Annotated in this window: 22 protein-coding genes and 1 pseudogene; 7 read left to right on the top strand and 16 right to left on the bottom strand. The window is 76.2% G+C overall.

All coding sequences use genetic code 11. The features are described 5' to 3' along the window. Positions 1-10 precede the first annotated feature (10 nt). The 7 genes from EDD39_RS16400 to EDD39_RS16370 form a co-directional block, all read right to left on the bottom strand. Positions 11-793, bottom strand: coding sequence for an SGNH/GDSL hydrolase family protein (locus EDD39_RS16400; RefSeq protein WP_123556801.1), 783 nt, complete (start codon positions 791-793; stop codon positions 11-13). A gap of 178 nt (positions 794-971) precedes the next feature. Continuing rightward, positions 972-2,291 carry a cytochrome P450 family protein gene (locus tag EDD39_RS16395; RefSeq protein ID WP_123556799.1) on the bottom strand — a complete coding sequence of 440 codons (1,320 nt, stop codon included), beginning with the start codon at positions 2,289-2,291 and terminating at the stop codon, positions 972-974. Then, entirely contained in the window at positions 2,288-3,526 is a 1,239-nt protein-coding gene (locus tag EDD39_RS16390) for a cytochrome P450 family protein (RefSeq protein ID WP_123556797.1), read from the bottom strand. Before EDD39_RS16390 ends, EDD39_RS16395 begins: the two co-directional genes overlap by 4 nt. Positions 3,527-3,728: 202 nt before the next feature. Further along, the gene (locus EDD39_RS16385) at positions 3,729-4,529 is read right to left on the bottom strand and encodes a family 1 encapsulin nanocompartment shell protein (RefSeq protein ID WP_030462461.1); all 801 of its coding nucleotides are present in this window, start codon (positions 4,527-4,529) and stop codon (positions 3,729-3,731) included. Continuing rightward, positions 4,526-5,545 carry a Dyp-type peroxidase gene (locus EDD39_RS16380; protein WP_123556796.1) on the bottom strand — a complete coding sequence of 340 codons (1,020 nt, stop codon included), beginning with the start codon at positions 5,543-5,545 and terminating at the stop codon, positions 4,526-4,528. Before EDD39_RS16380 ends, EDD39_RS16385 begins: the two co-directional genes overlap by 4 nt. Positions 5,546-5,684: 139 nt before the next feature. Continuing rightward, complete coding sequence (locus tag EDD39_RS16375; protein WP_244256755.1) at positions 5,685-6,158, bottom strand: MarR family winged helix-turn-helix transcriptional regulator; 474 nt, start codon at positions 6,156-6,158, stop codon at positions 5,685-5,687. 212 nt (positions 6,159-6,370) lie between these two features. Beyond that, positions 6,371-7,315: a MerR family transcriptional regulator gene (locus EDD39_RS16370; RefSeq protein WP_123556794.1), complete on the bottom strand. Its 945-nt coding sequence runs from the start codon at positions 7,313-7,315 to the stop codon at positions 6,371-6,373. A 78-nt stretch (positions 7,316-7,393) separates the two neighbouring features. Here EDD39_RS16370 and EDD39_RS16365 point away from each other — a divergent pair, with 78 nt between their 5' ends. Continuing rightward, entirely contained in the window at positions 7,394-9,484 is a 2,091-nt protein-coding gene (locus EDD39_RS16365) for an MMPL family transporter (protein WP_123556793.1), read from the top strand. A gap of 7 nt (positions 9,485-9,491) precedes the next feature. On the opposite strand, the gene EDD39_RS16360 is transcribed toward EDD39_RS16365, so the two are convergent. Continuing rightward, positions 9,492-10,037 carry a sigma-70 family RNA polymerase sigma factor gene (locus EDD39_RS16360; protein WP_123556791.1) on the bottom strand — a complete coding sequence of 182 codons (546 nt, stop codon included), beginning with the start codon at positions 10,035-10,037 and terminating at the stop codon, positions 9,492-9,494. A 201-nt stretch (positions 10,038-10,238) separates the two neighbouring features. Here EDD39_RS16360 and EDD39_RS16355 point away from each other — a divergent pair, with 201 nt between their 5' ends. Continuing rightward, complete coding sequence (locus EDD39_RS16355; protein ID WP_123556790.1) at positions 10,239-11,159, top strand: UTP--glucose-1-phosphate uridylyltransferase; 921 nt, start codon at positions 10,239-10,241, stop codon at positions 11,157-11,159. Here the strand turns inward: EDD39_RS16355 and EDD39_RS39610 are convergent. Together EDD39_RS39610 and EDD39_RS16350 are read right to left on the bottom strand one after the other, a co-directional pair. Further along, positions 11,146-11,622, bottom strand: coding sequence for a hypothetical protein (locus EDD39_RS39610; RefSeq protein ID WP_162870044.1), 477 nt, complete (start codon positions 11,620-11,622; stop codon positions 11,146-11,148). The genes EDD39_RS16355 and EDD39_RS39610 overlap by 14 nt on opposite strands. A 62-nt stretch (positions 11,623-11,684) precedes the next feature. Further along, entirely contained in the window at positions 11,685-14,570 is a 2,886-nt protein-coding gene (locus EDD39_RS16350) for a tetratricopeptide repeat protein (protein ID WP_123556788.1), read from the bottom strand. Between the two features lie 145 nt (positions 14,571-14,715). Here EDD39_RS16350 and EDD39_RS16345 point away from each other — a divergent pair, with 145 nt between their 5' ends. Together EDD39_RS16345 and EDD39_RS42530 are read left to right on the top strand one after the other, a co-directional pair. After that, a complete protein-coding gene (locus EDD39_RS16345; RefSeq protein WP_123556787.1) occupies positions 14,716-14,952 on the top strand; it encodes a dTMP kinase in 237 nt (78 codons plus the stop codon). Positions 14,953-14,986: 34 nt separating this feature from the next. After that, positions 14,987-15,808 (top strand): STAS domain-containing protein, encoded by an 822-nt coding sequence (locus EDD39_RS42530; RefSeq protein WP_123556785.1) that lies wholly within the window; start codon positions 14,987-14,989, stop codon positions 15,806-15,808. An 87-nt stretch (positions 15,809-15,895) separates the two neighbouring features. On the opposite strand, the gene EDD39_RS16335 is transcribed toward EDD39_RS42530, so the two are convergent. Both EDD39_RS16335 and EDD39_RS16330 read right to left on the bottom strand, forming a co-directional pair. Beyond that, a complete protein-coding gene (locus EDD39_RS16335) occupies positions 15,896-16,078 on the bottom strand; it encodes a hypothetical protein (protein ID WP_123556784.1) in 183 nt (60 codons plus the stop codon). Between the two features lie 132 nt (positions 16,079-16,210). Next, positions 16,211-16,564 (bottom strand): annotated as a pseudogene (locus tag EDD39_RS16330) (winged helix-turn-helix transcriptional regulator); the annotation flags it as partial. A 99-nt stretch (positions 16,565-16,663) separates the two neighbouring features. Here EDD39_RS16330 and EDD39_RS16325 point away from each other — a divergent pair. After that, on the top strand, positions 16,664-17,875 hold the full coding sequence (locus EDD39_RS16325) for a pyridoxal phosphate-dependent aminotransferase (protein ID WP_123556781.1): 1,212 nt from the start codon (positions 16,664-16,666) through the stop codon (positions 17,873-17,875). Between the two features lie 26 nt (positions 17,876-17,901). Here the strand turns inward: EDD39_RS16325 and EDD39_RS16320 are convergent, their stop codons facing one another. Continuing rightward, complete coding sequence (locus tag EDD39_RS16320; protein ID WP_162870043.1) at positions 17,902-18,687, bottom strand: DUF6215 domain-containing protein; 786 nt, start codon at positions 18,685-18,687, stop codon at positions 17,902-17,904. A gap of 357 nt (positions 18,688-19,044) precedes the next feature. Between EDD39_RS16320 and EDD39_RS38985 the strand changes: the two genes are divergently transcribed. Then, a complete protein-coding gene (locus EDD39_RS38985; RefSeq protein ID WP_148089457.1) occupies positions 19,045-19,533 on the top strand; it encodes a hypothetical protein in 489 nt (162 codons plus the stop codon). Between the two features lie 15 nt (positions 19,534-19,548). On the opposite strand, the gene EDD39_RS16305 is transcribed toward EDD39_RS38985, so the two are convergent. From EDD39_RS16305 to EDD39_RS16295, 3 genes are all read right to left on the bottom strand, one after another. Next, on the bottom strand, positions 19,549-19,881 hold the full coding sequence (locus tag EDD39_RS16305; RefSeq protein ID WP_123556772.1) for a YnfA family protein: 333 nt from the start codon (positions 19,879-19,881) through the stop codon (positions 19,549-19,551). A 69-nt stretch (positions 19,882-19,950) separates the two neighbouring features. Next, entirely contained in the window at positions 19,951-21,567 is a 1,617-nt protein-coding gene (locus EDD39_RS16300; RefSeq protein WP_123556770.1) for a purple acid phosphatase family protein, read from the bottom strand. Between the two features lie 160 nt (positions 21,568-21,727). After that, positions 21,728-22,492, bottom strand: coding sequence for an aminotransferase class IV (locus EDD39_RS16295; RefSeq protein ID WP_123556768.1), 765 nt, complete (start codon positions 22,490-22,492; stop codon positions 21,728-21,730). Between the two features lie 193 nt (positions 22,493-22,685). Between EDD39_RS16295 and EDD39_RS16290 the strand changes: the two genes are divergently transcribed. Next, positions 22,686-23,189: a DinB family protein gene (locus tag EDD39_RS16290; RefSeq protein WP_123556765.1), complete on the top strand. Its 504-nt coding sequence runs from the start codon at positions 22,686-22,688 to the stop codon at positions 23,187-23,189. The last annotated feature ends 6 nt before the right edge of the window (positions 23,190-23,195 follow it).

Raw genomic sequence — 23,195 nt, 5'->3', positions numbered from 1 at the left:
CCGTCGGCGTTCAGCCCTCGTACGGCAGCAGCTCCGGGCGCTTCGCCGGGCGGCCGTCCCCGGAGGAGCGGCCGCGCAGGCGGCGGCCGATCCACGGGCCGACGTGGGTGCCCAGCCAGCGGACATCCTCACGGGCCTTCCGGCCGCGGGTGCGGGTGTCCGGCTCGGCCAGCGGGGCCCGCCAGTCCTCGGCGGACGGGCGGCCGAGCGCCTCCAGCACCGCCAGCGCGACCCGGCGGTGGCCCTCCGGGGACAGGTGCAGCCGGTCCTCGGCCCAGAGCCGACGGTCGTCGAACACCGGCGCCGAGAACAGGTCCACCAGCACCACCCCGCCCGGGTGCTCCCGGACCACGCCCTCCACGAACGCCTTCATCCGCAGGATGGCGGGCAGCAGGCGGCTGCTGCCCGCCATCCGCCGGGTCGGATCGGTGGAGGTGAACAGCACCACGGTGCGGCCCTCGGCCAGCAGTTCGCGGGTGCACTCGCCGAGCAGCCGCTCGACCTCGGCCACCTCGCAGCCCGGGCGCAGCACGTCGTTCAGGCCGCCCGCCAGCGTCACCAGGTCGGCGTCGGTGGCCGCGGCCAGGTCGACCTGCTCGGCCCGGATCTGACCGATCAGCTTGCCCCGCACCGCCAGGTTCGCGTACCGGAAGCCGTCCGCCCCCGCCTCGGCGGCCAGCGCGTCGGCGACCCGGTCCGCCCAGCCGCGGAACTGCCCGTCGGGCAGGGTGTCGTCGCACATCCCCTCGGTGAACGAGTCCCCCACCGCCACCATCGCCCGGTACTGCCGCACACCGCCTCCTGGAGTCGTCCCTGGCCGGGCCCCACCCTACCGAGAGGCCCGCCGGGGGCGGGGTGCGGGAGGGGAGAGGCGGGGGCGGAGGCCGGGACAGGGGCAGTGGCAGCAACGGGCCGCCGGGGCAGGGAGGCGGTCGACGGCGGGCCCGGCGGTCGGGGGCGGTGGGTGCGGTTCAGCAGGGGCGTGGGCGGTCGTCGGGTTCGGGGGCGGGGAGCGGGCGGGGCACCACGTCCAGGGTGGCCGGGCCGTTGACGATCATCGACGGGAGCCGGGCGGGTGGCCGGTCGGGCTCGGCCAGGGCCAGGGCGGGCAGCCGGGCGAACAGGGTGCTCAGGGCGGTCTCCGCCTCCAGCCGGGCCAGGTGGGCGCCGAGGCAGAAGTGCGGGCCGTACCCGAACGCCAGGTGGCTCTTGTCGGGGCGGCCCGGGTCGAACGCGTCCGGGTCCGCGGGGTGCACCCGCGGGTCCCGGCCGGCGGCGGCGAAGCCGAGCAGGACCGGGTCGCCCTTGCGGATCAGGACGCCCTCGCCGAGGTCGACGTCCGCCAGGGCGTAGCGCAGTGGCAGGTGCATCACCGGGCCCTCGACCCGCAGGGTCTCCTCGACCACGTCCGCCCAGCCGGTCGCGCCCGCCCGTGCCCGGGCCAACTCGGCCGGGTGGGTGAGCAGTTCGAGGGCCGCGCTGGTGATCAGGTTGACGGTGGTCTCGTACCCGGCGCCGACCATGGCGAACAGGGTGCCGAGCAGGAGCGGTTCGGGCAGCGGGTGGCCGTCCGGGCCGGCCGACAGCAGCAGGTCGCCGGTCAGGTCGGCGGCCGGGTGGGCCCGCTTGTGGGCCAGCAACTCGGCGAGCCGGACGGCCAGTTCGGCCTGGGCGGCGAGGGCGGCGGGCGGGGCGAGGGAGGAGTCCATCAGGGTGTCGATGGCGTGGCCGAGCGCGCCGCGCAGGTGTTCCGGCACGCCGAACAGGTCGCAGATCACCGTCATGGTCAGCGGCAGCGACAGTGTCTGCCGCAGGTCGGCGCGCGTTCCGGGCGGCAGCGCGGCCAGCGCTCCGACCAGGCGTTCGGCGGTCTCCCGGACGTGGGGGCGGAGCAGTTCGACCCGGCGCGGCGAGAACGCCGGGGCGATCCGGGCCCGGGCGCGGCGGTGCTCGGCGCCGTGCGTGTTGAAGAAGCTGTCCTGGAACGCGAACGGGGCCAGCGCCCAGCCCTCCGGCGCCAGGTGCGCGTCCGGCCAGTGCCGGTGGTCCCGGGACAGCCGGGGGTCGGCGGCCAGCGCCTGGATCTCGGCGTGCCGGGTCACCGACCAGGCCCGCACCCCGCCCGGCAGTTCCACCCACACCGCCGGGCCCTGCTCGCGCAGTTCCGCGGCCTCCGCGTGCAGCGCGGCCCCGGCCGGGTCGAGCACGGGGCAGCCCGCGGCCGGGCGGGCGGGTCCCGCCGGCCGCGGCGCGGACCCGGCGGGCGGGGCGAACGGCCGGTCGGCGGTCATCCGGCCACCGGCCGGGGCACCACGTCCAGCGCGGCCGGGCCGTTGACGATCATCGACGGGAGGCGGTCGGGCGTCCGGTCGGGCTCGGCCAGGGCCAGGGCGGGCAGCCGGGCGAACAGGGTGCTGAGCGCGATCTCCGCCTCCAGCCGGGCGAGCGGGGCGCCGACGCAGAAGTGCGGGCCGTGGCCGAACGCCAGGTGGCTCTTGTCGGCGCGGGCCGGGTCGAACGCGTCCGGGCGCTCCGGGTGCACCCGCGGGTCCCGGCCGGCGGCGGCGAAGCCGAGGATGATCGGGTCGCCCTTGCGGATCAGCACGCCTTCTCCGAGGTCGAGGTCCTCGACCGCGTAGCGCAGCGGGACGTGCATCACCGGGCCCTCGACCCGCAGGGTCTCCTCGATCACGTCCGCCCAGCCGGTCGCGCCCGTCCGCACCCGGGCCAACTCGGCCGGGTGGGTGAGCAGTTCGAGGGCCGCGCTGGTGATCAGGTTGACGGCGGTCTCGAACCCGCCGGTGATCATCGTGAACAGGGTGCCGACCAACTCGGGCTCGGACAGCGGACGTTCGCCGGGGCGGTCGGACAGCAGCAGGTCGCTGGTCAGGTCGGCCGCCGGGTCGGTCCGTTTGCGTGCCAGCAACTCGCGCAGCCGGACGTCGAGTTCGATCTGCGCGGCGAGCGCGCGGTCTTCGGAGAGCGAGGAGTCCAGCACGGTGTCGATCGCCTCGCAGAGCGCGCCGCGCAGCTCCTCCGGCACGCCGAACAGGTCGCAGATCACCGTCAGGGTGAGCGGCCGGGACAGCGCCAGCCGCAGGTCCGTACGCTCCCCGGGGGCCAGTTCGGCCATGGCCGCCACCAGCCGGTCCGCCGTGGCCTGCACCTGCGGGCGCATCCGCTCCACCCGGCGCGGCAGGAAGGTCGGCGCGAGCCGGTTCCGCGCGGCCCGGTGCTCGGCCCCGTACTGGTTGACGAAGCTGTCCTGGAACGCCACCGGCCCCAGCACCCAGCCCTCCGGCACCTCCGCCGCCCCCGGCCAGTGCAGCCGGAAGTCCCGGGAGACCCGCGGGTCGGTGGTCAGCGCCTGGATCACCGCGTGCCGGGTCACCGACCAGGCCCGCACCCCGCCCGGCAGCTCCACCCACACCGCCGGGCCCTGCTCGCGCAGTTCCGCGGCCTCCGCGTGCAGCGCGGCCCCGGCCGGGTCGAGGAACGGACAGCTGGGAACGGAAGAATCGGACACGGTGTGCTCCCCTCACCGAAAGTCCCCGTACTGCCCCCATGGTGGGGCCCGCCGCACCACCGCCGGAAGACTCCGCGCAGCTCTGTCCGGATTGCGCCCCCGGTGCCGTCAACTCCCTTTCCACCAGCACCTGTTGGCACCAGAAACCCCACCCGCTCCGAACGCGCGGGTGGGGCTCCGGGCCTCGGTTGCTGACGGACCGTCAGATCGAGCCGAGGGCGACCGCGGCCTCCGGGGTGTGCAGCTGGAAGGTCAGGGACTCCTGGAGGTAGAGGTGCACGGTGGTCTCGTCGTGGGAGAGGTAGCCGATCGAGAGGTCCTCGCCCAGGTGCAGCTCGAAGTCGCCGCCGCGGGCGGACAGCAGGACGGCGCCCTCGACCGCCGGGGCCCAGATGATCTCGCCGTCCAGCAGGCGGGCCAGGTGGTTGTGGACGGGGTAGCCGTGGTCGGAGGTCTCGTTGACGGCGGTGAAGGCGTCCGCGCCGAGCAGCAGCGAGTACGGGCCGCCGACCCCGGCCAGGCGCAGCGCGGTGAGGGCCCGGCTGACGGCGTTGGGGTACTCGCGGACGTCGGCGGGCAGTTCGACCGGGTGGTTGGAGGAGCCGTCCCGGATGCCGGTGATCCCGGCGGCCGGGTAGCCGTCGAAGACCGCGCGGTCCTCGGCGAGCGCGATGGTGCGGGCGGCGTCCTTGACCGGGTCCCAGTCGGAGTCCTGGGAGCCGCGCTCGACGTCGTCCACGGCGGCCCGGGTGACGGTGAACGGGACCCGCAGCTCGACCACCTGGAGGGACTCCCGGGCCCGGGCCTGGACGCCGCTGCCGGGGGCCGCGATGTCGGCGAGGTGCCCGGTGCCGACCGCGGCCAACCCGGGCCCGTCGGGCCCGGCCAGGTCGACCACCCGCCGCCCGGCGACGTGCAGTCGGAAGGTCCGCCGGGCCTCCTCCTCGATCTCGTCCCAGGCGGCGGCGGAGACGGGCGCCAGGTCGCGGTGTAGGTTGTTCACGGTGCGGTGCTCCTTTTCAGGCTGCCGATGCGGAGGCTGCCGTCCCGGACCGGCAGGGGGACGGCCGGGGCTTCGGTCTGGGCGCCGGGGGCGGGGGGCGGGTCGTTCAGGAAGTCCGCGGAGGGGACGTGGAAGGAGGTCCCGGTGACGGCGGTGGAGAAGTCCAGCAGCCGGTCGTGGGCGGCGGCCCCGCGGCCCAGGAACATGTTGCGGAGCATCTCCTCGGTGACTCCCGGGTCGCGGGCGTACCCGATGAAGTAGGTGCCGCACTCGCCGCCCTCGGCGAACGACCCGAACGGCATGTTCAGCCGCCAGATGTCGCGGTCCTCGCCGTCGGGGCCGGTGACGGTGTTCAGGGCGACGTGCGAGTCGGCGGGCTTGGCCGCGTCGTCCAGCTCGATGTTGTCGAGCTTGGTGCGGCCGATCACCCGTTCCTGGTGCTCGGTGCTGATCGCGTTCCAACCCGCCATGTCGTGCAGGTACTTCTGCACGATGACGTAGCTGCCGCCCGCGAAGTCCGGGTCCTCGTCGCCGATCAGGACCGCCTCGGCGGCGTCCCGGCCGGTGGGGTTCTCGGTGCCGTCGACGAAGCCGATCAGGTCCCGGCAGTCGAAGTAGCGGAAGCCGTGGGTCTCGTCCAGCACGGTGGCCCGGTCGCCGAGCCGCCGGCTGATCCGGGCGGCCAGTTCGAAGCACAGGTCCATCCGCTCCGCCCGGACGTGCAGCAGCAGGTCGCCGGGGGTGGCGGGGGCGAGGTGCCGGGGACCGGCCAGTTCGACGAACGGGTGCAGTCCGGCGGGGCGGGGGCCGGCGAACAGGCGGTCCCAGGCGTCGGAGCCGATCCCGACCACCAGGCCGACCTCCTCGTGCGGGGCCCGGGAGCCGACCGAGCGGGCCAGCCCGCCGAGGTCCGGCAGCAGGTCGCGGACGGTCTGCTCACCGCCGTCCTCGATCCCGAGCACCAGGAACACGGCGGCCCCGGTCAGCGCGGCGAGGACCGGTTGGGGCTGCGGCATGGCGGGGGCTCCCAGGGGGCTGCCGGACGTTCGGACGCGAGCCGACCATACCGGGCAAAAGGTTCGAGAACCCGTGATGGCGCCCGAATCGGGCGTGTCCGGCGGGGCCGGACCGGGAAGGGTCCGCGGCGGCCCCGGCTCAGGCCCGTTCGGTGCGCCTGACCTGCCGCAACTCGGCCAGCTCCGCGGTCATCCGGGTCAGGAAGCGCACCACGGTGTCCACCTGCTCCGGCGCGAACTCGGCCCGCACCCGGTCCGTGCACTCCGCGACCGGGGCGAACCACTCCCCGGCGATCCGGGCCGCGTCCGGGTGGTAGTGCACGTGCACCTGCCGCCGGTCCGCCTCGTCCTTGGTCCGGTGCACGTGCCCCGCCCGCTCCAGGCGGTCCAGCACCGCGGTCACCGCGCCCGAGGTGAGCCCCAGTTCGGTCCGCAGCCCGCCGGGGGTGATGCCGGGCGGATCGGCCGCCCGCAGCACCGCGAGCAGCGCCTGCACATCGGTGGCGTGCAGGCCCGAGGCGGCGGCGAAGTCGTGCCCCAGCAGGTTCATCTCGGACGCCAGCCCCTGCAGCAGCCGCCCGAACTCCCGCTGCTCCACCACCCGCTGCTCCACCGCACCCACCACCCGCTGCTGCCCGACCCTGCCGCCCCGACCCTAGCGCGACCGCCTCCGCCGGGGCACGGAGGAACGGCACGGGGCCGGGCCGGGCCGGGCGAGGGGCCCCTCACGGGGCAGGGGCCGCTACGGCCCCGGGGCCCGGACGCCGCGGGCCGGGAACGCGTCGGGGTCGGGAGCGCGCTCGGCCGGGAGGACGGCCTGCCCGCTCACCGGCCGTCCGGCCCGTCCGCGCCCAGGGCCCGGGCCAGCAGGGTGAGGGTGTCCGGGAGGTCGCGGGGGGCCAGGGTGCCGGGTGGGCGGGTGGTGCGGTGCCAGCCGGGGCCGGCGGCGAGGACGGCGGGGCGGAGGCGGGCGCCGCGGGGGCCCCACGGGGTGGTGGCGACGGTGCGGGCGGGGGCGGGGTCCGCGGTGGCGCGGGTCTGCGACCAGAGCAGGACCGCGGCGGGGCCGGTGCGGCGGACGGCGGCGGCGAGGGCCGCCGCGGGCAGGGCGGCGCCGAAGACCCGGAACGGCAGGCCGCGTTCGGCGAGCGCCGCGGCCACCGCCTCCACCGGCAGGGTGTGCTGCTCGCCGGGCATCGCGGCCAGCAGCACCGGCGGCCCGGCCGCGCCCGCCGGGGGCACCGCGACCCGGCGCAGCGCGCTGGAGACGTGCCAGGACAGCAGGTGCTCGACCTCGACGTCCTGCTCGCCGCCGCCGCGGGCCCAGCGGCGTCCGGAGGCGCGCAGTGCGGGCGCCATCAGGTCCGTCCAGGCGGTGACGGCGCCGAACCGTTCGACCCCGTCGTGCAGCAGCCGGGCCACCTCGGGTCCGTCCAGCCGCCGCGCGGCCCGGGCCAGCCCGCGCACCTCGGGGGGCACCGCGCCCGGCGGCGCCGCCCGTTCGACCGGCGCCGCCCGTTCGCCCCGTTCGGCCTGCGCGGGGGCCAGCCGGGCGGCCTCGGCGGGCGGCACCCCGTGCGCGGTGAGGCGGCACATCGCCTCCAGCACGGCCACGTCGCGGGCGGTCCAGCGCCGGTGCCGGCCGGCCGGGCGCTCGGCCGGACCGATCCCGTAGCGGCGCTCCCAGGAGCGGACGGTGGTCGGCGAGACCCCGAGCCGCCGGGCGACCGCCCCGGTGCTGGCGCCCGCCTCGAGCGGTACTTCTGACATTCCGTCACCCTAGGTCCGATTCACGGCGCGGGGCCCCCGCACCACAGGTCTCTCAATCATTGAGATATTCTGGCGGCCATGTCGACTCCCGCACCGCCCTCGCCCGCACCGCGCCCGCCCGCGGCCCGCCGCCTGCGGTTCCTGCTCCCGCTCGTCCTCCTGCTGGTCTGGTTGGTGCTCGGCGGCGCGCTCGGGCCGTTCGCCGGGCGGCTGGGCGAGGTGTCGACCAACGACGGGGCCGCGTTCCTGCCGCGCAGCGCCGAGTCGACCCGGGTCGCCCAGCTCGAGAAGGACTTCCGCACCGACTCGACGCTGCCGGTGGTGCTGGTCTGGGAGGCGGAGTCCGGGCAGGTGGACGAGGCGCTGCGGGCCGAGGCCGGCAAGGCGCTGGCCGCGGCCGCGCAGGTGCCCGGCGGCACCGGGCAGGTCTCGCCGCTGCTGCCGTCCGAGGACGGGCGGGCGCTGGAGGCGGTCGTGCAACTGCGCGCCGACCTCGGGCCGGACACCAAGGAGGCGGTCGCGGCCATCCGCGACCTGGCCGGGAAGGTCCCGGGCGCCACCGCCGGGGTGGCCGGACCGGCGGCGGTGCTGGCCGACCTGTCGGGGGCGTTCGCGGGCATCGACGGCCTGCTGCTCGGGGTCGCGCTCGGCGTGGTGCTGCTGATCCTGCTGCTGGTCTACCGGGCGGTGCTGCTGCCGCTGCTGGTGATCCTCGGCGCGGTGTTCGCCCTCGCCGCGGCCTGCGCGATCGTGTACGCGCTGGCGCAGCACGGCGTGGTCCGGGTGGACGGGCAGGTGCAGGGGCTGCTGTCGATCCTGGTGATCGGCGCGGCCACCGACTACGGGCTGCTGCTGTCCGCCCGCTTCCGCGAGGAGCTCGCCGCCGGGCAGGACCGGTTCGCCGCCGCCCGCACCGCGCTGCGCCGCTCGGTGGAGCCGGTCGCCGCCTCGGGCCTCACCGTGGGCCTGGGCCTGCTGGTGCTGCTGCTGTCCGACCTGACGAACAACCGGGCGCTCGGCCCGGTCGGCGCGATCGGCATCGCCTGCGCGGTGCTGTCCGCGCTGACCTTCCTCCCGGCGGCGCTCGCGCTGTGCGGCCGGGCCGCGTTCTGGCCGGCCCGGCCCGGCACCGGCGGCGGCTCGAACCGGCTCTGGCAGCGGGTCGCCGACCTGGTGGGCCGCCGTCCGCGCGCGCTGTGGGTGGGCTCGGTCGCGGTGCTGGCGGCGCTCGCGGCCTGCTCCCCGCTGCTGGACGCCCGGGGCGTGCCGCAGTCCGAACTGTTCACCACCGCCCAGCCCTCGGTCGCCTCCCAGCGCCTGCTCTCCGCGCACTTCCCGGGCGGCTCCGGCAACCCGGCGGTGATCGTCGCCGACGCCGCGCACGCGGACGCCGTGGCGGACGCCGCCGCGCAGGTGCCCGGCGTCGCCGCGGTCCGCCCGTACACCGGCGGCGCGCCCACCGCCCCGCCGGTGGTCGCCGACGGCCGGGTCCGGCTCGACGCGACGCTCGCCGACCCCGCCGACAGCGACGCCGCGCTCGCCGCCGTCGGCCGGCTGCGCACCGCCGTGCACGCCGTGGACGGGGCCGACGCCCTGGTCGGCGGCTACTCGGCGCAGCAGGCCGACACCCGGGCCACCGCCCGGCACGACCGGACGCTGATCATGCCGGTGGTGCTGCTGTGCATCCTGGTGGTGCTGATGCTGCTGCTGCGCTCGGTGCTGGCGCCGCTGCTGCTGGCGGCGACGGTCGCGCTCTCCTACCTGGCCACGCTGGGCGTCTCGGCGCTGGTCTTCCCGCACGTGTTCGGCTTCTCGGCGACCGACCCGTCCGTCCCGCTGTACGGGTTCGTGTTCCTGGTCGCACTGGGCGTGGACTACAACATCTTCCTGATGACCCGGGTCCGCGAGGAGACCGCCGCCCTCGGCACCCGGGCGGGCGTGCTGCGCGGCCTGACCGCGACCGGCGGCGTCATCACCTCCGCGGGCGTGGTGCTCGCCGCGACCTTCGCGGCGCTGGGCGTCATCCCGCTGGCCTTCCTCGCCCAGATCGCCTTCATCGTGGCCTTCGGCGTCCTGCTCGACACCCTGCTGGTCCGCTCGCTGCTCGTCCCGGCCCTGGTCCACGACCTGGGCGGCCGGGTCTGGTGGCCGGCCCGCGCGGCGGACTGACGCCACGTCAGCCGAGCTCGGTCCGCAGCCGCCGCAGCCCGTCCCGGACCCGGCTCTTCACCGTCCCCAGCGGCGCACCCAGCAGCGCGGCGATCCGCGCCTGGGTGCAGCCGCCCCAGTAGGCGAGGGCCAGCGCCTCGCGCTGGGCGGGGGCGAGGGCGGCCAGGGCGGCGCGGACGGCCCGGTCCTCGATGCGGCGTTCGGCCTCGGCGGCGACGCTGTCGTACGCCGGGCGGTACTCGCGCAGGGCGGCCGCCCGCTCCCGCTCGGCGCCGGCCCGGGCCGCGCGGACCCGGTCGACGGCGCGGTGGTGGGCGGCGGTCAGCGCCCAGGCGTGCACGCTGCCGCGCTCGGGGCGGTAGCGCCCGGCGGTGCGCCAGAGCTCCAGGAACACCTCCTGGACGACCTCCTCGCTCTGCGCCCGGTCCCGCAGCACCCGCCGCACCACCGCCCCCACCGGGCCCAGCAGCTGCCGGTACAGCACCTCGAAGGCATCCGGCTCCCCCCGGGCCACCCGGGCCACCAACTCGCCGCCGCACGTCTCGACCGTCACCCCGCCAAGGTCGTCCGCCCCACCGCCGGACGCCACCCGCAGCGTTCGTGCAGCGTTTCAGCCGGCGGCCGCGGCCGGATCCGTCCCGTCCGCGCCCGGAACCCACCGCGCCGTGCAAGTGCCGTGCCGGGTGGCCGGACCGCCCGCCAACTACCATGCGTAGGGAACGAGTTGCCATCGGTTGCACTGGAAGGGACCCGCATGCGCGCCACCATCCGCCGGGCCGTGATCCCCGCTGCCGGGCTCGGTTCCCGGCTCCTCCCGCTCACCAAGGCCACCCCGAAGGAGATGCTGCCGGTCGGTGACCGGCCGGTGATCGAGCACACCGTCCGCGAGCTGATCGACTCCGGGATCACCGACATCACGGTCGTCGTCTCCGGCGACAAGTCGCTGATCCAGGAGCACTTCCGGCCCAATCCGGCGCTGGTCGCCCAGCTGCGCGCCGCCGGGAAGTCCGGCTACGCCGACGCGGTGGAGGAGGTCGGCGAGCTGTCCCGCCGCGGCCACCTCACCTACCTGTACCAGCACGGCCCGTACGGCAACGGCACCCCGGTGCTGAACGCCGCCCGGAACTTCGGCGACGAGCCGTTCCTGGTGCTGTGGCCCGACGACGTGTTCGTCGCGGCGGTGCCGCGCGCCCGGCAGCTGGTCGCCGCGTACGAGCGGACCAACGCCCCGGTGCTGGCGCTGATGCCGATGGGCCCGGAGGACTCCCGGCGGTACGGCGTGCCCGTGGTGAAGGAGGACCTCGGCGACGGGTCGCTGCGGATCACCGGCCTGGTGGAGAAGCCGGAGCCCGCCGACGCGCCCTCGCGGTACGCCGCGATCGGCGGCTACGTGCTGACGCCCGGCGTGGTGGACGAGCTGCGCGAGCAGTACCGCCGCCACCAGGAGGACCCGGTCGGCGAGCTGTACCTGACCGACGCGCTCAACGCGTACGCCACCCGGCGCGCCGTGTACGGCCAGGTCATCGAGGGCCGCTGGTACGACACCGGCAACCCCGGGGCGTACCTGATCGCGCAGTTCGCCCACGCCCTGGCGCACCCCGAGTACGGGCCCGTCCTCCGGCGGCTGGCCGGGGAGCGCGGTGGGGCCGACTCCCCCGGTGCTAGCGGGCGTTGAGTACCGCGATGCCGCAGTCGCCGGTTTCGAAGCCTGCCAGCAGGGCGTCCAGTGAGGCGGGCGGGCCGGTGTGGTCGATGAGCAGGACGGCCTGGAGTCCGCCGTCCTGCTCGGCGGGGGCGAAGTCGGTGGCGAGTTCGCGGCGCAGCAGCGGGACACACTCGTCGTCGCCGGGGAACTCGGCCAGCAGGGCGGGCTGTTCGGCGAAGCAGCGGGTGAGGACGGCGCGGGCGGTGACCAGGGTGACGGCGAGGCGGTCGCCGGTGCGGGCGTAGCGGGCGGCGAGGTCGTCCGGGAGGAGGTAGCAGACGCCCTCCTCGCCCTCGTGGCCGTAGCCGAGCAGCCCGTTGACGGCCCGTTCGCCGGGGTCGGCGGAGGCGGTGTCGACGGAGAGCAGCACGCCGACGTCCTCCGCTCCGAACGGCGGGACGGCGGTGATCCAGATACCCGGGGAGTCGTTCACGGCGCCCAGCCAAGCACCCTCCGCCGACAGCGCCCACCGGCAGCGCCCGGGCGCCGGCGGGGTCAGGGGTGCCAGGGGCGCAGGACGTCGGCCCGGCGGGCGGGGGTGCCGTCGGCGGTCAGGCCGTGGGCCCAGTGGTCGGGGTCCTGGTGGGGCGGGCCGCCTGCCGGGGCGACCCGGCGCAGGCCGTCCCAGGCGCCGGGGTCGCCGGCGTCGACCGCGCGGGCGTAGGCCCGGCGCGCGCCGGTCCGGTCCCCGTCCTGCTCGTGGAGCCGGCCCAGGGCGGCCCAGGCCGCGGGATCGCCGAGTTCGGTGCCGTGCCGGTAGGCGCGGGCGGCGGCTTCGGGGTCGTGGTCCTCGCGGACCCGGCCGAGCGCGGTCCAGGCGCCGTCGCCGCCGGCGGTGACGGCCCGGCGCACGGCCAGTTCGGCGGCCCCGGGGTCGCCGGCGCGTTCGCGGAGCCGGGCGAGCGCGGCCCAGGCTCCCGGGTCGCCGTGCGCGGCGGCCCGGGCGGCCGCGTCGTCGGCGCCGGCGGGGTCGGCGGCGCGTTCGCGGAGCCGGGCGAGCGCGGCCCACGCCTCCGGGTCCCCGGCGTCGGCGGCCCGGTCGGCCGCGCGGTCGGCGGCCGGGCGGTCCCCCACCCGCTCCCGGCGGCGGGCGAGTTCGGACCAGGCGTAGGCGTCGCCCAGGCGGGCGGCCCGGGCGGCCGCGTCGTCGGCGCCGGCGGGGTCGCCGGCGCTCTCGCGGAGCCGGGCGACCTGGGCCCAGGCGAGCGGGGTGCCGAGGGCGGCGGCCCGGCGGTAGGCGGTCTCGGCGCCCGCCGGGTCGTCGGCCGTCTCGCGGAGCCGGGCCAGCGCGTTCCAGCCTTCGGCGGTTCCGGCCTGTCCGGCGCGCTCGGCGGCGGCTTCGGCGGCGGCCCGGTCGCCGGCCTCCCAGTGGCAGCGGACCAGGTCCGCCCCGGTGGTGGTGGCGCCGACGACGGCGGCCTCCAGACAGGTGAGTTCGGCGTCCGCCAGGTCCCCGTTGCTCCGGTGGACCCGGGAGAGGCCGGTCCAGGCCCAGGCGTCGCCGCCCCAGGCGGCCTCCTGGTAGGCGCGGGCCGCGCCGGCGTGGTCGGCGGCGTGCTCCCGGAGCCGGCCGAGGGCGGTCCAGGCCTGCGGGTGGCCGAGGGAGAGTGCGCGGGCCGCCGACTCCTCGGCCCCGGCCGGGTCCTGACGCTGTTCGTGGAGCCGGGCGAGGGCGGCCCAGGCCAGTGGTTCGCCGTGGTCGGCCGCCACCGTGTAGGCCCGTTCGGCGGCGGCCCGGTCGCCGGCCGCTTCGGTGGCGGTGGCGAGCAGCATCCAGGCGCGCGGGTCGTCGGCGGCGGCCCGTTCCGCTCCGGTCAGGTCGCCGAGTTCGACCAGGAGCGCGGTGGCCGCGGCCCGGGCGACCCGGCTGCCCGCGTCGGCGGAGCCCCGGTGGAGGCGCAGCGCGTGGCCGTAGCGGCGGCGGTCGACGGCGGCGGCGGCGACCGCGTCGAGGTCGTCGGTGGTGCGGGCGTGGCGGGCGACGGCGTCCCAGAGGGTGGCGGGCGGGCAGAGGTGGCCGCGACGGTGCCGGAGGTGCCGGTCGAGGTAGTCGGTGATCCGGTAGCCGTCCGCCGCGCCGAGGCCGGGGGTCTCGCGGACGGCGGCGAGAGCGGCGAGTCCGCGGTGGGCGTGTTCGCCGACGGGGTGGCAGAGCGAGTCGACGGCGGCGGCCAGCCAGCCGTCACCGGTGACCCGGGCGGTGTCCGGCAGGTAGCCGCCGACGGCTTCGGCGAGCAGGTCCGCCGGGAGCGGCCCGGTGTGGCCGATCCGGCGGGCGTCGGCGGCGGCGCTGATCAGGGCGTGTTCGATCTCGGTGAAGAAGTGGCCGGGGCCCTGTTCGTAGCGGCGCACCAGGACGGGACCGCCGGTGAGGTGCTGCAGGACCCGGCCGTCGGCGGCGGCGCGCAGGGCGGCGGCCAGCCGGGGGTCGCGGGCGGCTTTCTCGGCGAGTTCGGGCAGGTGGTCGGCCATGGTGCCGGGGACGTCGAATTCGGTCTGCCAGGTGGTCAGCAGGGCCCTGGCGCGGGGGTGCCGGTCGCCGGCCGGGCCGGGCCGGGCGGTGAGCCGGCGCAGCTGGTCGGTGCGGACGGTGCCGATCGCCACGATCGGGGCGGCCCGTTCCAGCAGGTCGGCGAGCGCGGTGGCGACGTCCTCGCCGGTCCCGCCGTCGAGGTGGCGGGCCAGGTCGTCGAGCCAGAGCACGGTGCGGGGCGGGACGGCGTCGGCGGCGAGCAGGGCCAGCAGTTCCTCCGGTCCCCGGGCGGGGTGCAGCAGCGGCCAGTCGGGGACGGCCCGGTGGACCGCCCGGTACGCGGCCCTGGTCCGGCCCGTGCCGGGGGCGCCGGCCAGGACGGCGAGGACGGAGCGGCGGCGGCCGGGCCCGGCGGCCTGCCGCAGGTGCGCGCGCAGCGCCAGGTCGTGGGCGCGTTCGACGTACTCGGTGGGGGTGCCGGGGTCGCTGCCGTCGGCCGCGGGGGCCCGCTGCACCCCGAGCGCCACCGGGTCCCACTGCCGGACGGTGCGCGGCCGGGGCGGCCGGTGCGCGCCGGCCTCGGCCCAACGGGCGCGGACGGCTTCCCGCACCTCGTCCGGCGACCGGTCGGCCCGGGCGGCGAGCACGGCGGCGACGGACACCGCGTCGTCACGGCCCGGCAGGGTGTCGCCCCCGAGGATCCGGGCGACGGTGTCCTTGCCGGGGGCGCCGGGCAGGTCGTCGCGTTCGCCGACCTCGGCGGCGATGCCCGCCAGGGTGGGGGCGCCCGCGTCCAGGTAGAGCCGGTGCAGGTACTCCTTGAACTCGCGCAGCGGCCCCGGCGGCAGCTGCGGCGGCGGCACCTGCCGGGCCGTCCCCGCGCGGCCGCGGTTCCCGTCGCTCCCCATCGCACGCTCCCCCCGTCCCGTCCCGCTCCGGCCGCGGCCCCGTCGCACCTCGTCGCAGGAGCGCGGCCGCCCTGGTCGCGGGCTCCATTGTGGACCGGGCCGGGGAAGGACCGGCGCCGATCGGAAACTTCACCCGGAGGTCGAAGTGCCCTTGCTGCCCGTCCCGTTGTCCGACCGCCCGTTCGACGCGGCCCGGGCCGTCGCCGTGGTCGCGCTGCTGGCGCCACCGCTGCTGCTGGCCGCCGTCGCCAGCCTCCCGGCGCTGGTGCTGCTCCCGTTCCTGCCGGGCGGGGACCGGCGCGCCGAGCGGCTGATGCGTCAACTCATGCTCTGGACGGCCAGGTTGGTGGACGCCGGCCGCCGCACCGGCGGCCCCGCGTAGGATCCCGCCAGGCGCCGTGGACGGAGGGGAACGCGTGGAGACCATCACCACTTCCTGTGGGGACCTCACGGTCTCGTGCCAACACGTCTCCGCCGCGGCGACCGTGGTGACCGTCGTCGGCGAGCTCGACGTCTACACCTGTCCGACCCTGCGCGCGACGCTGACCGACGTGGTCGACCGGGGCCACGTGCGGCTCGTCGTCGACCTCACGCGCTGCGAGGCCATCGACAGCACCGGACTCGGGGTGCTGGTGGGCGCCTTGAAGCGGACCCGGGCGCGGGGCGGCACGGTGGTCTGCGTCACGAGCGACCCGCGGCTGATGGAGTCGTTCCGGATCACGGGGCTGATCAGGGTCTTCGCGTTCTACGACTCGGTCGCCCGGGCGGAGGAGGAGCTGCCGCGGCAGGTGGCGGCCGTCGGTGCCGCCCCGGCGGCCCGCCCCGGCCCGGCCGTCCGGCCGGCGGGCGGCGCGGCCGCGCCCCGGCACCCCGAGGTCTGCGCCGGGCTGGAGCTGTCGGAGGCGGCGGAGCAGGAGGGGTCCAGCGCCCGGATCGCGCTCTCCGGCTGCTTCTGCCAGCGCACCGCGCAGAACCTGCGCCGGCGGATCCACGACCTCGCCGGCCAGGGCCGAACCCGGCTCGTCGTCGGCCTGGACGGCGTCGGGCACCTGGACGGCGCCGGACTGGGGGCGCTGGTCGGCGGGCTCAAGCTGCTGCGGGGCGAGGGCGGCACGCTCGTCCTCGCGGTGACCGAGCCGCGCCTCCTGAAGGTGCTCCGGACCACCGGGCTGGTGAAGGTCTTCGAGATCGACGCCACCGTGTCCGAGGCGCCGCGGCCGCAGGCCCGGGCGGCCTGACGCACGCCGGGCCCGCCGGAGGCGCGGTTCGCGGCGCCGCACCGGCCCTGCGGGACACGGCGCTCGCCGGACACGGGTGCGCCGGGCCTACTGGGCCGGGCCGCCGCCCGTCCAGCTGTGGTGGGCGGAGCGGTGGTGGCGGGAGACCGCCGCGGCGCGGTCGACCTCGGCGCGGTGGGCCTCGGCGTGGTCGTACGCCCGGCGCCCGGACCGGAACGGGCGGGTGGCCGCGCGGGCGGCCGAGGCGGCGAGTGCGAGCAGGCGCGGCATGGTGGGGACCCCCGTCCGTCTCCGGGGCCGGTGCGGCGACCCGGATGGCGTCAGGCTACCCGGCAGAGGGTTCGTCAAGCCTCAAGGTGGGCTCAGGAGTTGGAGGCGGGACGGGGTTCAGTCGGCGGCGGTGTACCAGTGCGCACGGACGGCGTCGGTGGGCCGCGGTTCGCCCAGGTCGGGGCCGCCCCAGCGGGCGAGCGCCTCGACGACGGGGCGCAGGTCGGCGCCGCGGGGGGTGAGTTCGTAGACGGTGGCGTTGGCGGGGCGCTCCAGGCGGCGGCGCTCGACCAGGCCCTCGCCCTCCAGCTGCTTGAGCCGGGTGGCGAGGATGTCGGTGGAGACGCCGGGCAGGTCGGCGTGCAGGTCGGTGTAGCGGCGCGGTCCGCCGAGGAGTTCACGGACGATCAGGAGGCTCCAGCGCTCCCCGACCGCGTCCAGGGCGCGGGCGACGGCGCAGTACTGGTCGTAGCTTCGGCGTGGCATGCCGTCAGCATAGCCAATAGGTTGGACTTTCCAAGTGCTCACTTGGTAGAACGAAGCAAGCCGGCCGCAGGGGCTCGGTGACGGGTCGGGAGGCCGCTGATGGAGTTTCGCCAGTCCAGCAAGCTGAAGGACGTGTGCTACGAGATCCGGGGCCCGGTCGTCGACACCGCCAACGCGCTGGAGGAGGCCGGCCACAGCGTGCTGCGGCTGAACACCGGCAACCCGGCCCCGTTCGGCTTCGAGGCCCCGGAGGAGATCCTCCAGGACATCATCCGCAACCTGCCCAACGCGCACGGCTACTCCGACGCCCGCGGCATCCTCCCCGCCCGCCGCGCCGTCGTGCAGTACTACCAGCAGCGCGGCGTCCCGGGCGTCGGCGTGGACGACGTCTACCTGGGCAACGGCGCCTCCGAGCTGATCCAGATGGCCGTCCAGGCGCTGGTGGACGACGGCGACGAGGTGCTCGTCCCGGCGCCGGACTTCCCGCTGTGGACGGCCGTGGTCCGGTTCGCCGGCGGCAAGGCGGTGCACTACCTGTGCGACGAGGAGTCCGACTGGTACCCGGACCTGGACGACATCGCCGCCAAGATCACCCACCGCACCAAGGCCATCGTGGTGATCAACCCGAACAACCCGACCGGCGCGGTCTACCCGAAGGAACTGCTGGAGGGCATCCTCGACCTGGCCCGCCGCCACCACCTGCTGGTCTTCGCCGACGAGATCTACGACAAGATCCTCTACGACGACGCCGAGCACCACTGCCTCGCCGCCCTCGCCGACGACGTGGTCACCCTCACCTTCAACGGCCTGTCCAAGGCGTACCGGGTGGCCGGCTTCCGCAGCGGCTGGCTGGTGGTCTCCGGCCCCAAGGAGCACGCCAAGGACTACCTGGAGGGCCTCACCATGCTGGCCGCGATGCGGCTGTGCCCCAACGTGCCCGCCCAGTACGCCGTGCAGGCCGCGCTCGGCGGCCGGCAGTCCATCAACGACCTGGTGCTGCCCAACGGCCGGCTCACCGAACAGCGCGACGTCACCTGGCGCGCCCTGAACGAGATCCCCGGCGTCTCCTGCGTCAAGCCCAAGGGCGCCCTGTACGCCTTCGCCAAGCTCGACCCCGCCGTGCACCGGATCGTCGACGACGAGCGCTTCGTCCTCGACCTGCTGCTCCGCGAGAAGATCCACATCGTCCAGGGCACCGGCTTCAACTGGCCCCGCCCCGACCACTTCCGCTTCGTCACCCTCCCGCGCGCCGACGAACTGGAGACCGCGATCAACCGGATCGGCCGCTTCCTGGCCACCTACCGCCAGTAGCGCGAGGCCCGGGCCCGGGCCCCGGCTCAGCGCCCGCCGAACGGCCGGAACGGGGTCGGGGACGGGGAGGGCCGGGGCGGGCGGGTCGGCTGTCCCGGCTCGGCCGGGAGCGGGGGCGCGTTCCAGCCGTCCAGGTCGGCCATCAGCTTCTCGGCCAGCGCGGGCAGCAGGCCGCTGTCCGCGAAACCGCCGTCCTCCCGCCACAGGGAGACTTCGAGGGAGCCGCCGCTGCCGTCCGCGTTCCGGGCCACCATCAGGTGGTACGCCGTGCCGGGGTCGCCCTGGGGCACGGAGACCCGGCCGGAACCCGAGCCCGAGCCCGGACCCGAGCCGCCGGTACCGAGGTTGACGGTCATCCAGTGCAGCTGCTCCGCGTAGGCGACCGCGGGCCGCCCGGCCACCGGCGCCACCTCGCGGGCGCTCACCCGGGCGCTGTCCAGCAGCAGGTCGTACGGGACGGTGCGGCTCTCGGACACCGCGGCCTTCACCTTGCCGACCTGCACCTGCGCCGCCCCGGTCTCCCACGGCGAGTAGGAGCCGACCCCGGCGGACACCACGCGCTCGCCCGGGGCGCCGACCAGCTCCGCCAGGCCGGGGCGGTTCAGCGCGGCGCACATCGCCGGGTAGCCGGCCGGCTCGCCCTCCTGGATCGGGCGGCACACGGCGGGCCCGCCGTCCTCGGTCCGCGCCCCGTCCGCCCGTCCGCCCGGGTCCTGCACCGCGTGCCAGAACAGCCCGCCCACCAGGACGAACGTCCCCACCACCGCGCGCACCGCGATCGTCCGGCCGATCCCCGCCACGTAGTCCCGCATGATCCTCCCCGCCTGAAGCCCGGTGAATGCAGCACTTCCGTTCGAACCCGCACCGGGCTTTCCCGTCGGGGAGGCCGGCGCCGCGGTCACCCCCTCGACGGCCGGCTCTCCGGAGTGCCGGGCCGGTCCGCACACGGGCCGTCAAGTCGCTTGCACCGCTGGGGACTCCGGAGGGGTGGAAGCTGATCGCCGGGCTGCGCGCGGACCCGAGCCGGCACGTCCGGGTTTGCGTCGAGGGGGTGCTGCGCGGCGTTCCGATTGCCGATCGGTAACGAAGCCATCACTCGAAGTCCACCGGTCGCACACACTCGGAAGGATGGCGTCCCGTCCCGAGCCGTCCCTCCGAGATGAGTCCTCTTGTCCCTCTCCCTCCGCCTGCGCCGGGCCTCGGCGGCCGGCGCGCTGCTGGCCGCCGCGCTGTTCGCCACCGCCTGCGAGCCGACCGACCAGGTCGCGCCCGCGTCCGTCGCGCCGTCGCACAGCAGCAGCGCCCCCGCGCCGAGCCCCTCCCCCACGCCGACCCCGACACCGACGCCCACGCAGACGCCCGAAGCGACGCCGACCCCGACGCCGGAGCCGACCGTCGCGGCGACCACCCAGGCGCCGAGGACCGCCACCACCAAGCCCGCCGCCACGCCCACCGCGGCGCGCACCACCAGCAAGCCGCCCGCCGAGCCGACGCACACCCAGCAGGCGGCGGGCTGCCACCCGCTGTCCAACGCGGGCAACTGCTACAAGGCGGGCCAGTTCTGCCGGGCCTCCGACCACGGCGTCTCGGGCACCGACGCCTCCGGCCGGACCATCGTCTGCGTGGACAAGAACGGCTGGCGCTGGATCGCGTCCTGACCGGCCGGACAGGACCTACCGGCGCGGCCCGTACATGATCACGCCGACGCCGGCCAGGCAGACCAGCGTGCCGAGCACGTCCCAGCGGGTGGGGCGGAACCCGTCCAGGAGGACGCCCCACAGCAGCGACCCGGCCACGAACACGCCGCCGTACGCGGCCAGCACCCGGCCGAAGTCGGCGTCCGGCTGGAGGGCCGCGGTGAAGCCGTACAGGCCCAGCGCGACCACGCCGAGCCCGGCCAGCCACCACGGGCGGGACTCACGGACGGACTGCCAGACCAGCCAGCAGCCGCCGATCTCCAGGACCGCGGCCAGCGCGAACAGCAGGATCGAACGGGCGGTGCTCACCGCCCCACCCTAGACGGCGCCCGCCCCGGACCCGGCAGCACCTGGTCCGGGGCGGGCGCCGACCCGGCGTCAGTGGCCGTGCTCGCTGCGGCCCGCGCGGCGGACGATCGAGTAGTGGTCGATCCGGGTGCCGTTCTCGGCCAGCGCGGTCACCTCCATGGTGGTGTTCGCGCCGCGGTGCGCCGGGGTGACGTCCACCTTGATGAAGGAGTAGCCGGTGTAGCGGACCCGCGACCACTGGACGGTCTCGGGGACCTTCACGGCGCCCTTCTCGAAGTGGAAGGTGACCACCTCGTCCTGGTGGTTCTCGTGGCCCTCGTAGGTGTCGGGGGCGTCGAAGTAGTACAGGCTGCGGCCGGCCGCGCCCGCGGTCACGTAGACCACGCCGTCCTTGACCGGGTCGACCGTCGCGCCGCTCGGCACCGCCTTGCTGACCTTGTTGCCGAGGATCGCGTCGGTGCGCTCGTACACGTGGTTGTGGCCGTTGACGACCAGGTCCACCCGGTACTTCTCGAACAGCGGCACCCAGGCCTCCCGGACACCGCCCTCGGACGCGTGCTGGTGGGTGGTGGAGAAGGCGCAGTGGTGGAAGAAGACCACCATGAAGTCGATCGACTCGTCGGCCCTCAGCTCGCGCAGGGTGCGCTCCAGCCACTGGGTCTGCCGGCCGTTGGTGAGGCCGAAGTTGACCGGGATCTCGTACGAGACGTCGTTGGCGTCCAGCGAGATCACGCCGACGTTGCCGTAGGTGAAGGAGTAGACGCCGGGGGCCTTGCGCGGGTCCGGGCCGTTGCCCGGCAGGGTGAAGCGGGTGTCGGCGCCGCCGTACCCGTTGTGCGAGTACCAGGCCTCCATGTCGTGGTTGCCGTAGGAGACCATCCACGGGATCTTCGCGGAGACCGGCTCGGTCTGCGCCAGGAAGGCGTCCCAGGTCAGCGCGTTGAACGCGGACTTGTCGCTGTCCAGGCCCTGGCCCATCGGGTCGGCGTAGCAGATGTCGCCGGCGTGCAGGTGGAACACCGGGTCCTGCGCCAGGATCACGTTGTCGTTGCCGGCCGCGTGGGTCGAGACGCCCTGGTCGCCGAAGGCGGTGAAGGTGAACGGCTCGAACGGGCGGTTGTGCCGGCCGTGCCGGGACGGCGCGGTGGTGAAGGTCCTCAGGGTCGAGACGGCCTGCTGCGAGGCCGGGTCGAAGCCCTCGTGGCCGACGCCGTAGTAGTAGGTGGTGCCCGGCTGCAGGTGGTCCAGCGACACGTGCAGGTAGTACTGGTCGACCGGGGTGGCGCCGTCGACCAGCGCCGGGGTGTGCAGCGCGCGCACCTCGGCCTCGATCTTGCCGCTCAGGTCCCAGGGGTGGCGGCCGAAGCGCAGGAACGGCTTCTTCACCGCGGCCGGCACCTGCCAGGACACCCGCATCTGGGTGCCGGCGTCGGCGCCGAACTGCAGGTGGCGGCCGATCGGCGCGACCAGCGAACCGGTCACCCCGTCGGTGGCGGACTTCACGGGCTGGTCGGCGAACGCCGTGCCGGAACCCGTCGCCCCGCCGACGGCCAGCGCGCCGACCGTGACCGCGCCGGAGCGCAGCAGGGTGCGGCGGGACAGCTTGCTGCGCAGGTACTCGTGCTGCTCCGCCATGCTCATGCGGGCGGCGAGCCGGGCGGGCACGCCCATGTTGGGGATATCCATGCGCGGGAGACTGTCAGCGGCCGGTGGCCGCCGCCCGGATGGTCGGTGAACGACCGTCATCGTGTCGGCCTGGCCCAGCACATGATCAGACCATGGGATGGTAAAACCGCCCCCGCGACCGGCCCCGCCTGCCCTCACGCCCCCCACCGGCCCCGTCCCGCTACAAGCGCTCCCCCGGCACCGCCAGGTACGCCTCCCGCAGCCGCGCCACCCCCGCCGTGTCGAACACCCGCCCGTCCACCGCCGCCACCGGCCGCACCCCGACCGCCGCGTTGGTGGCGAACACCGCCTCCACCCCCGCCAGTTCCGGCCCCACCCGCTCCTCCGCGCCCCCGCACGCCCCGCGCAGCAGCGCCATCGCCGTCCCCGCCAGGTACGCCCCGCGCGGCCACAGCACCCCGCCCCCGCGCAGGAACCCGACGTTCCACGTCCCGCCCTCGGTCACCCCGCCGTCCCGGTCCACGAACAGCGCGTCGTCGAACCCCGCCTGCTGCGCCAGCCGCCGCTGCCGCAGCGCCCCGAACAGCGCCACGCTCTTCACCTCCGGCAGCTCCCGCTCGAACCGCACCGTCCGCACCCGGATCGGCCCCGGCACCCCGCTGCCCACCGGACGCGCCGTCACCAGCACCCGCGGCTCCGCCTTCCCCCCGATGCTCCCCAGGTCGATCGCCGGATCGAACAGCGTCACCCGCACCGCCACCACCCCCGCCCCCGGCACCGCCCGCCGGGCGAACTCCCGCACCCGCTCCCGGTCCGGCACCACCCCGAACAGCGCCGCGCAGTCCCGCTCCAACCGCTCCAGGTGCAACCCCAGCCCCCGCACCCGCCCGTCCTCCACCACCATCGTGGTGAAGTGCCCGTAGTTCGTCAGCGCCAGCACCTGCAACTGCCCCGCCGACACCGGCCGTCCGTCCAACTCCGCCACCGCGACTCCTCCGCTCACGCCCCCATTCTCGACGATCACCGGGGCCGGGCCGTTCGACGGGTCGGGCCGGATGCGGCATCCTCACTGCCGCGCACCCGACTTCGTCCGACCACCAGGGGTTCCACCGGGACTTCCCGCGCCGGCCGCCGAAACCCGGTGCGCCCCGGCGCCGGGCCCGGCTAGGTTCACGGACATGACGACCTTCGAAACGCAGCGCCGCCCCGTGCCCCTCGCCGACGGCGGCGAACTCGACATCGCGCTCGCCTTCCTGGCCTTCGCCCGGGAGTGCGTGGTGAAGAAGACCGAGGGGCTGGCGGAGGAGCAGCTGCGCCGCGTCCTGGTGCCGACCGGGACGAACCTGCTGGGGCTGGTGCAGCACCTGACGGCGGCCGAGCGGTACTGGTTCGGCTACCACCTGGCGGGCCTGGCCGAGTACGAGGACGTCGACTTCGACATGGCCGTCCCGGCGGACGTCCCGGCCGAGCGGGTGCTGGCCGACTACCGGCGGGCCTGCGCGGACAGCGACGCCGCCATCCGGGCCGCCGGCGGCCCGGACGCCCCGACCGCGACCCCGGTGGTGCGCGGCGAACCCCGTTCGCTGCGCTGGGTGCTGGCCCACATGACCGGTGAGACGACCCGCCACGCGGGCCACGCCGACATCCTGCGCGAACAGCTCGACGGCACCACCGGCCGCTGAGCCGCC

The sequence above is a fragment of the Kitasatospora cineracea genome, from assembly GCF_003751605.1.
Taxonomy (GTDB): Bacteria; Actinomycetota; Actinomycetes; order Streptomycetales; family Streptomycetaceae; genus Kitasatospora; species Kitasatospora cineracea.
Note: the sequence above shows the minus strand (reverse complement) of the source record. Positions and strands in the feature narration are given on the sequence as shown.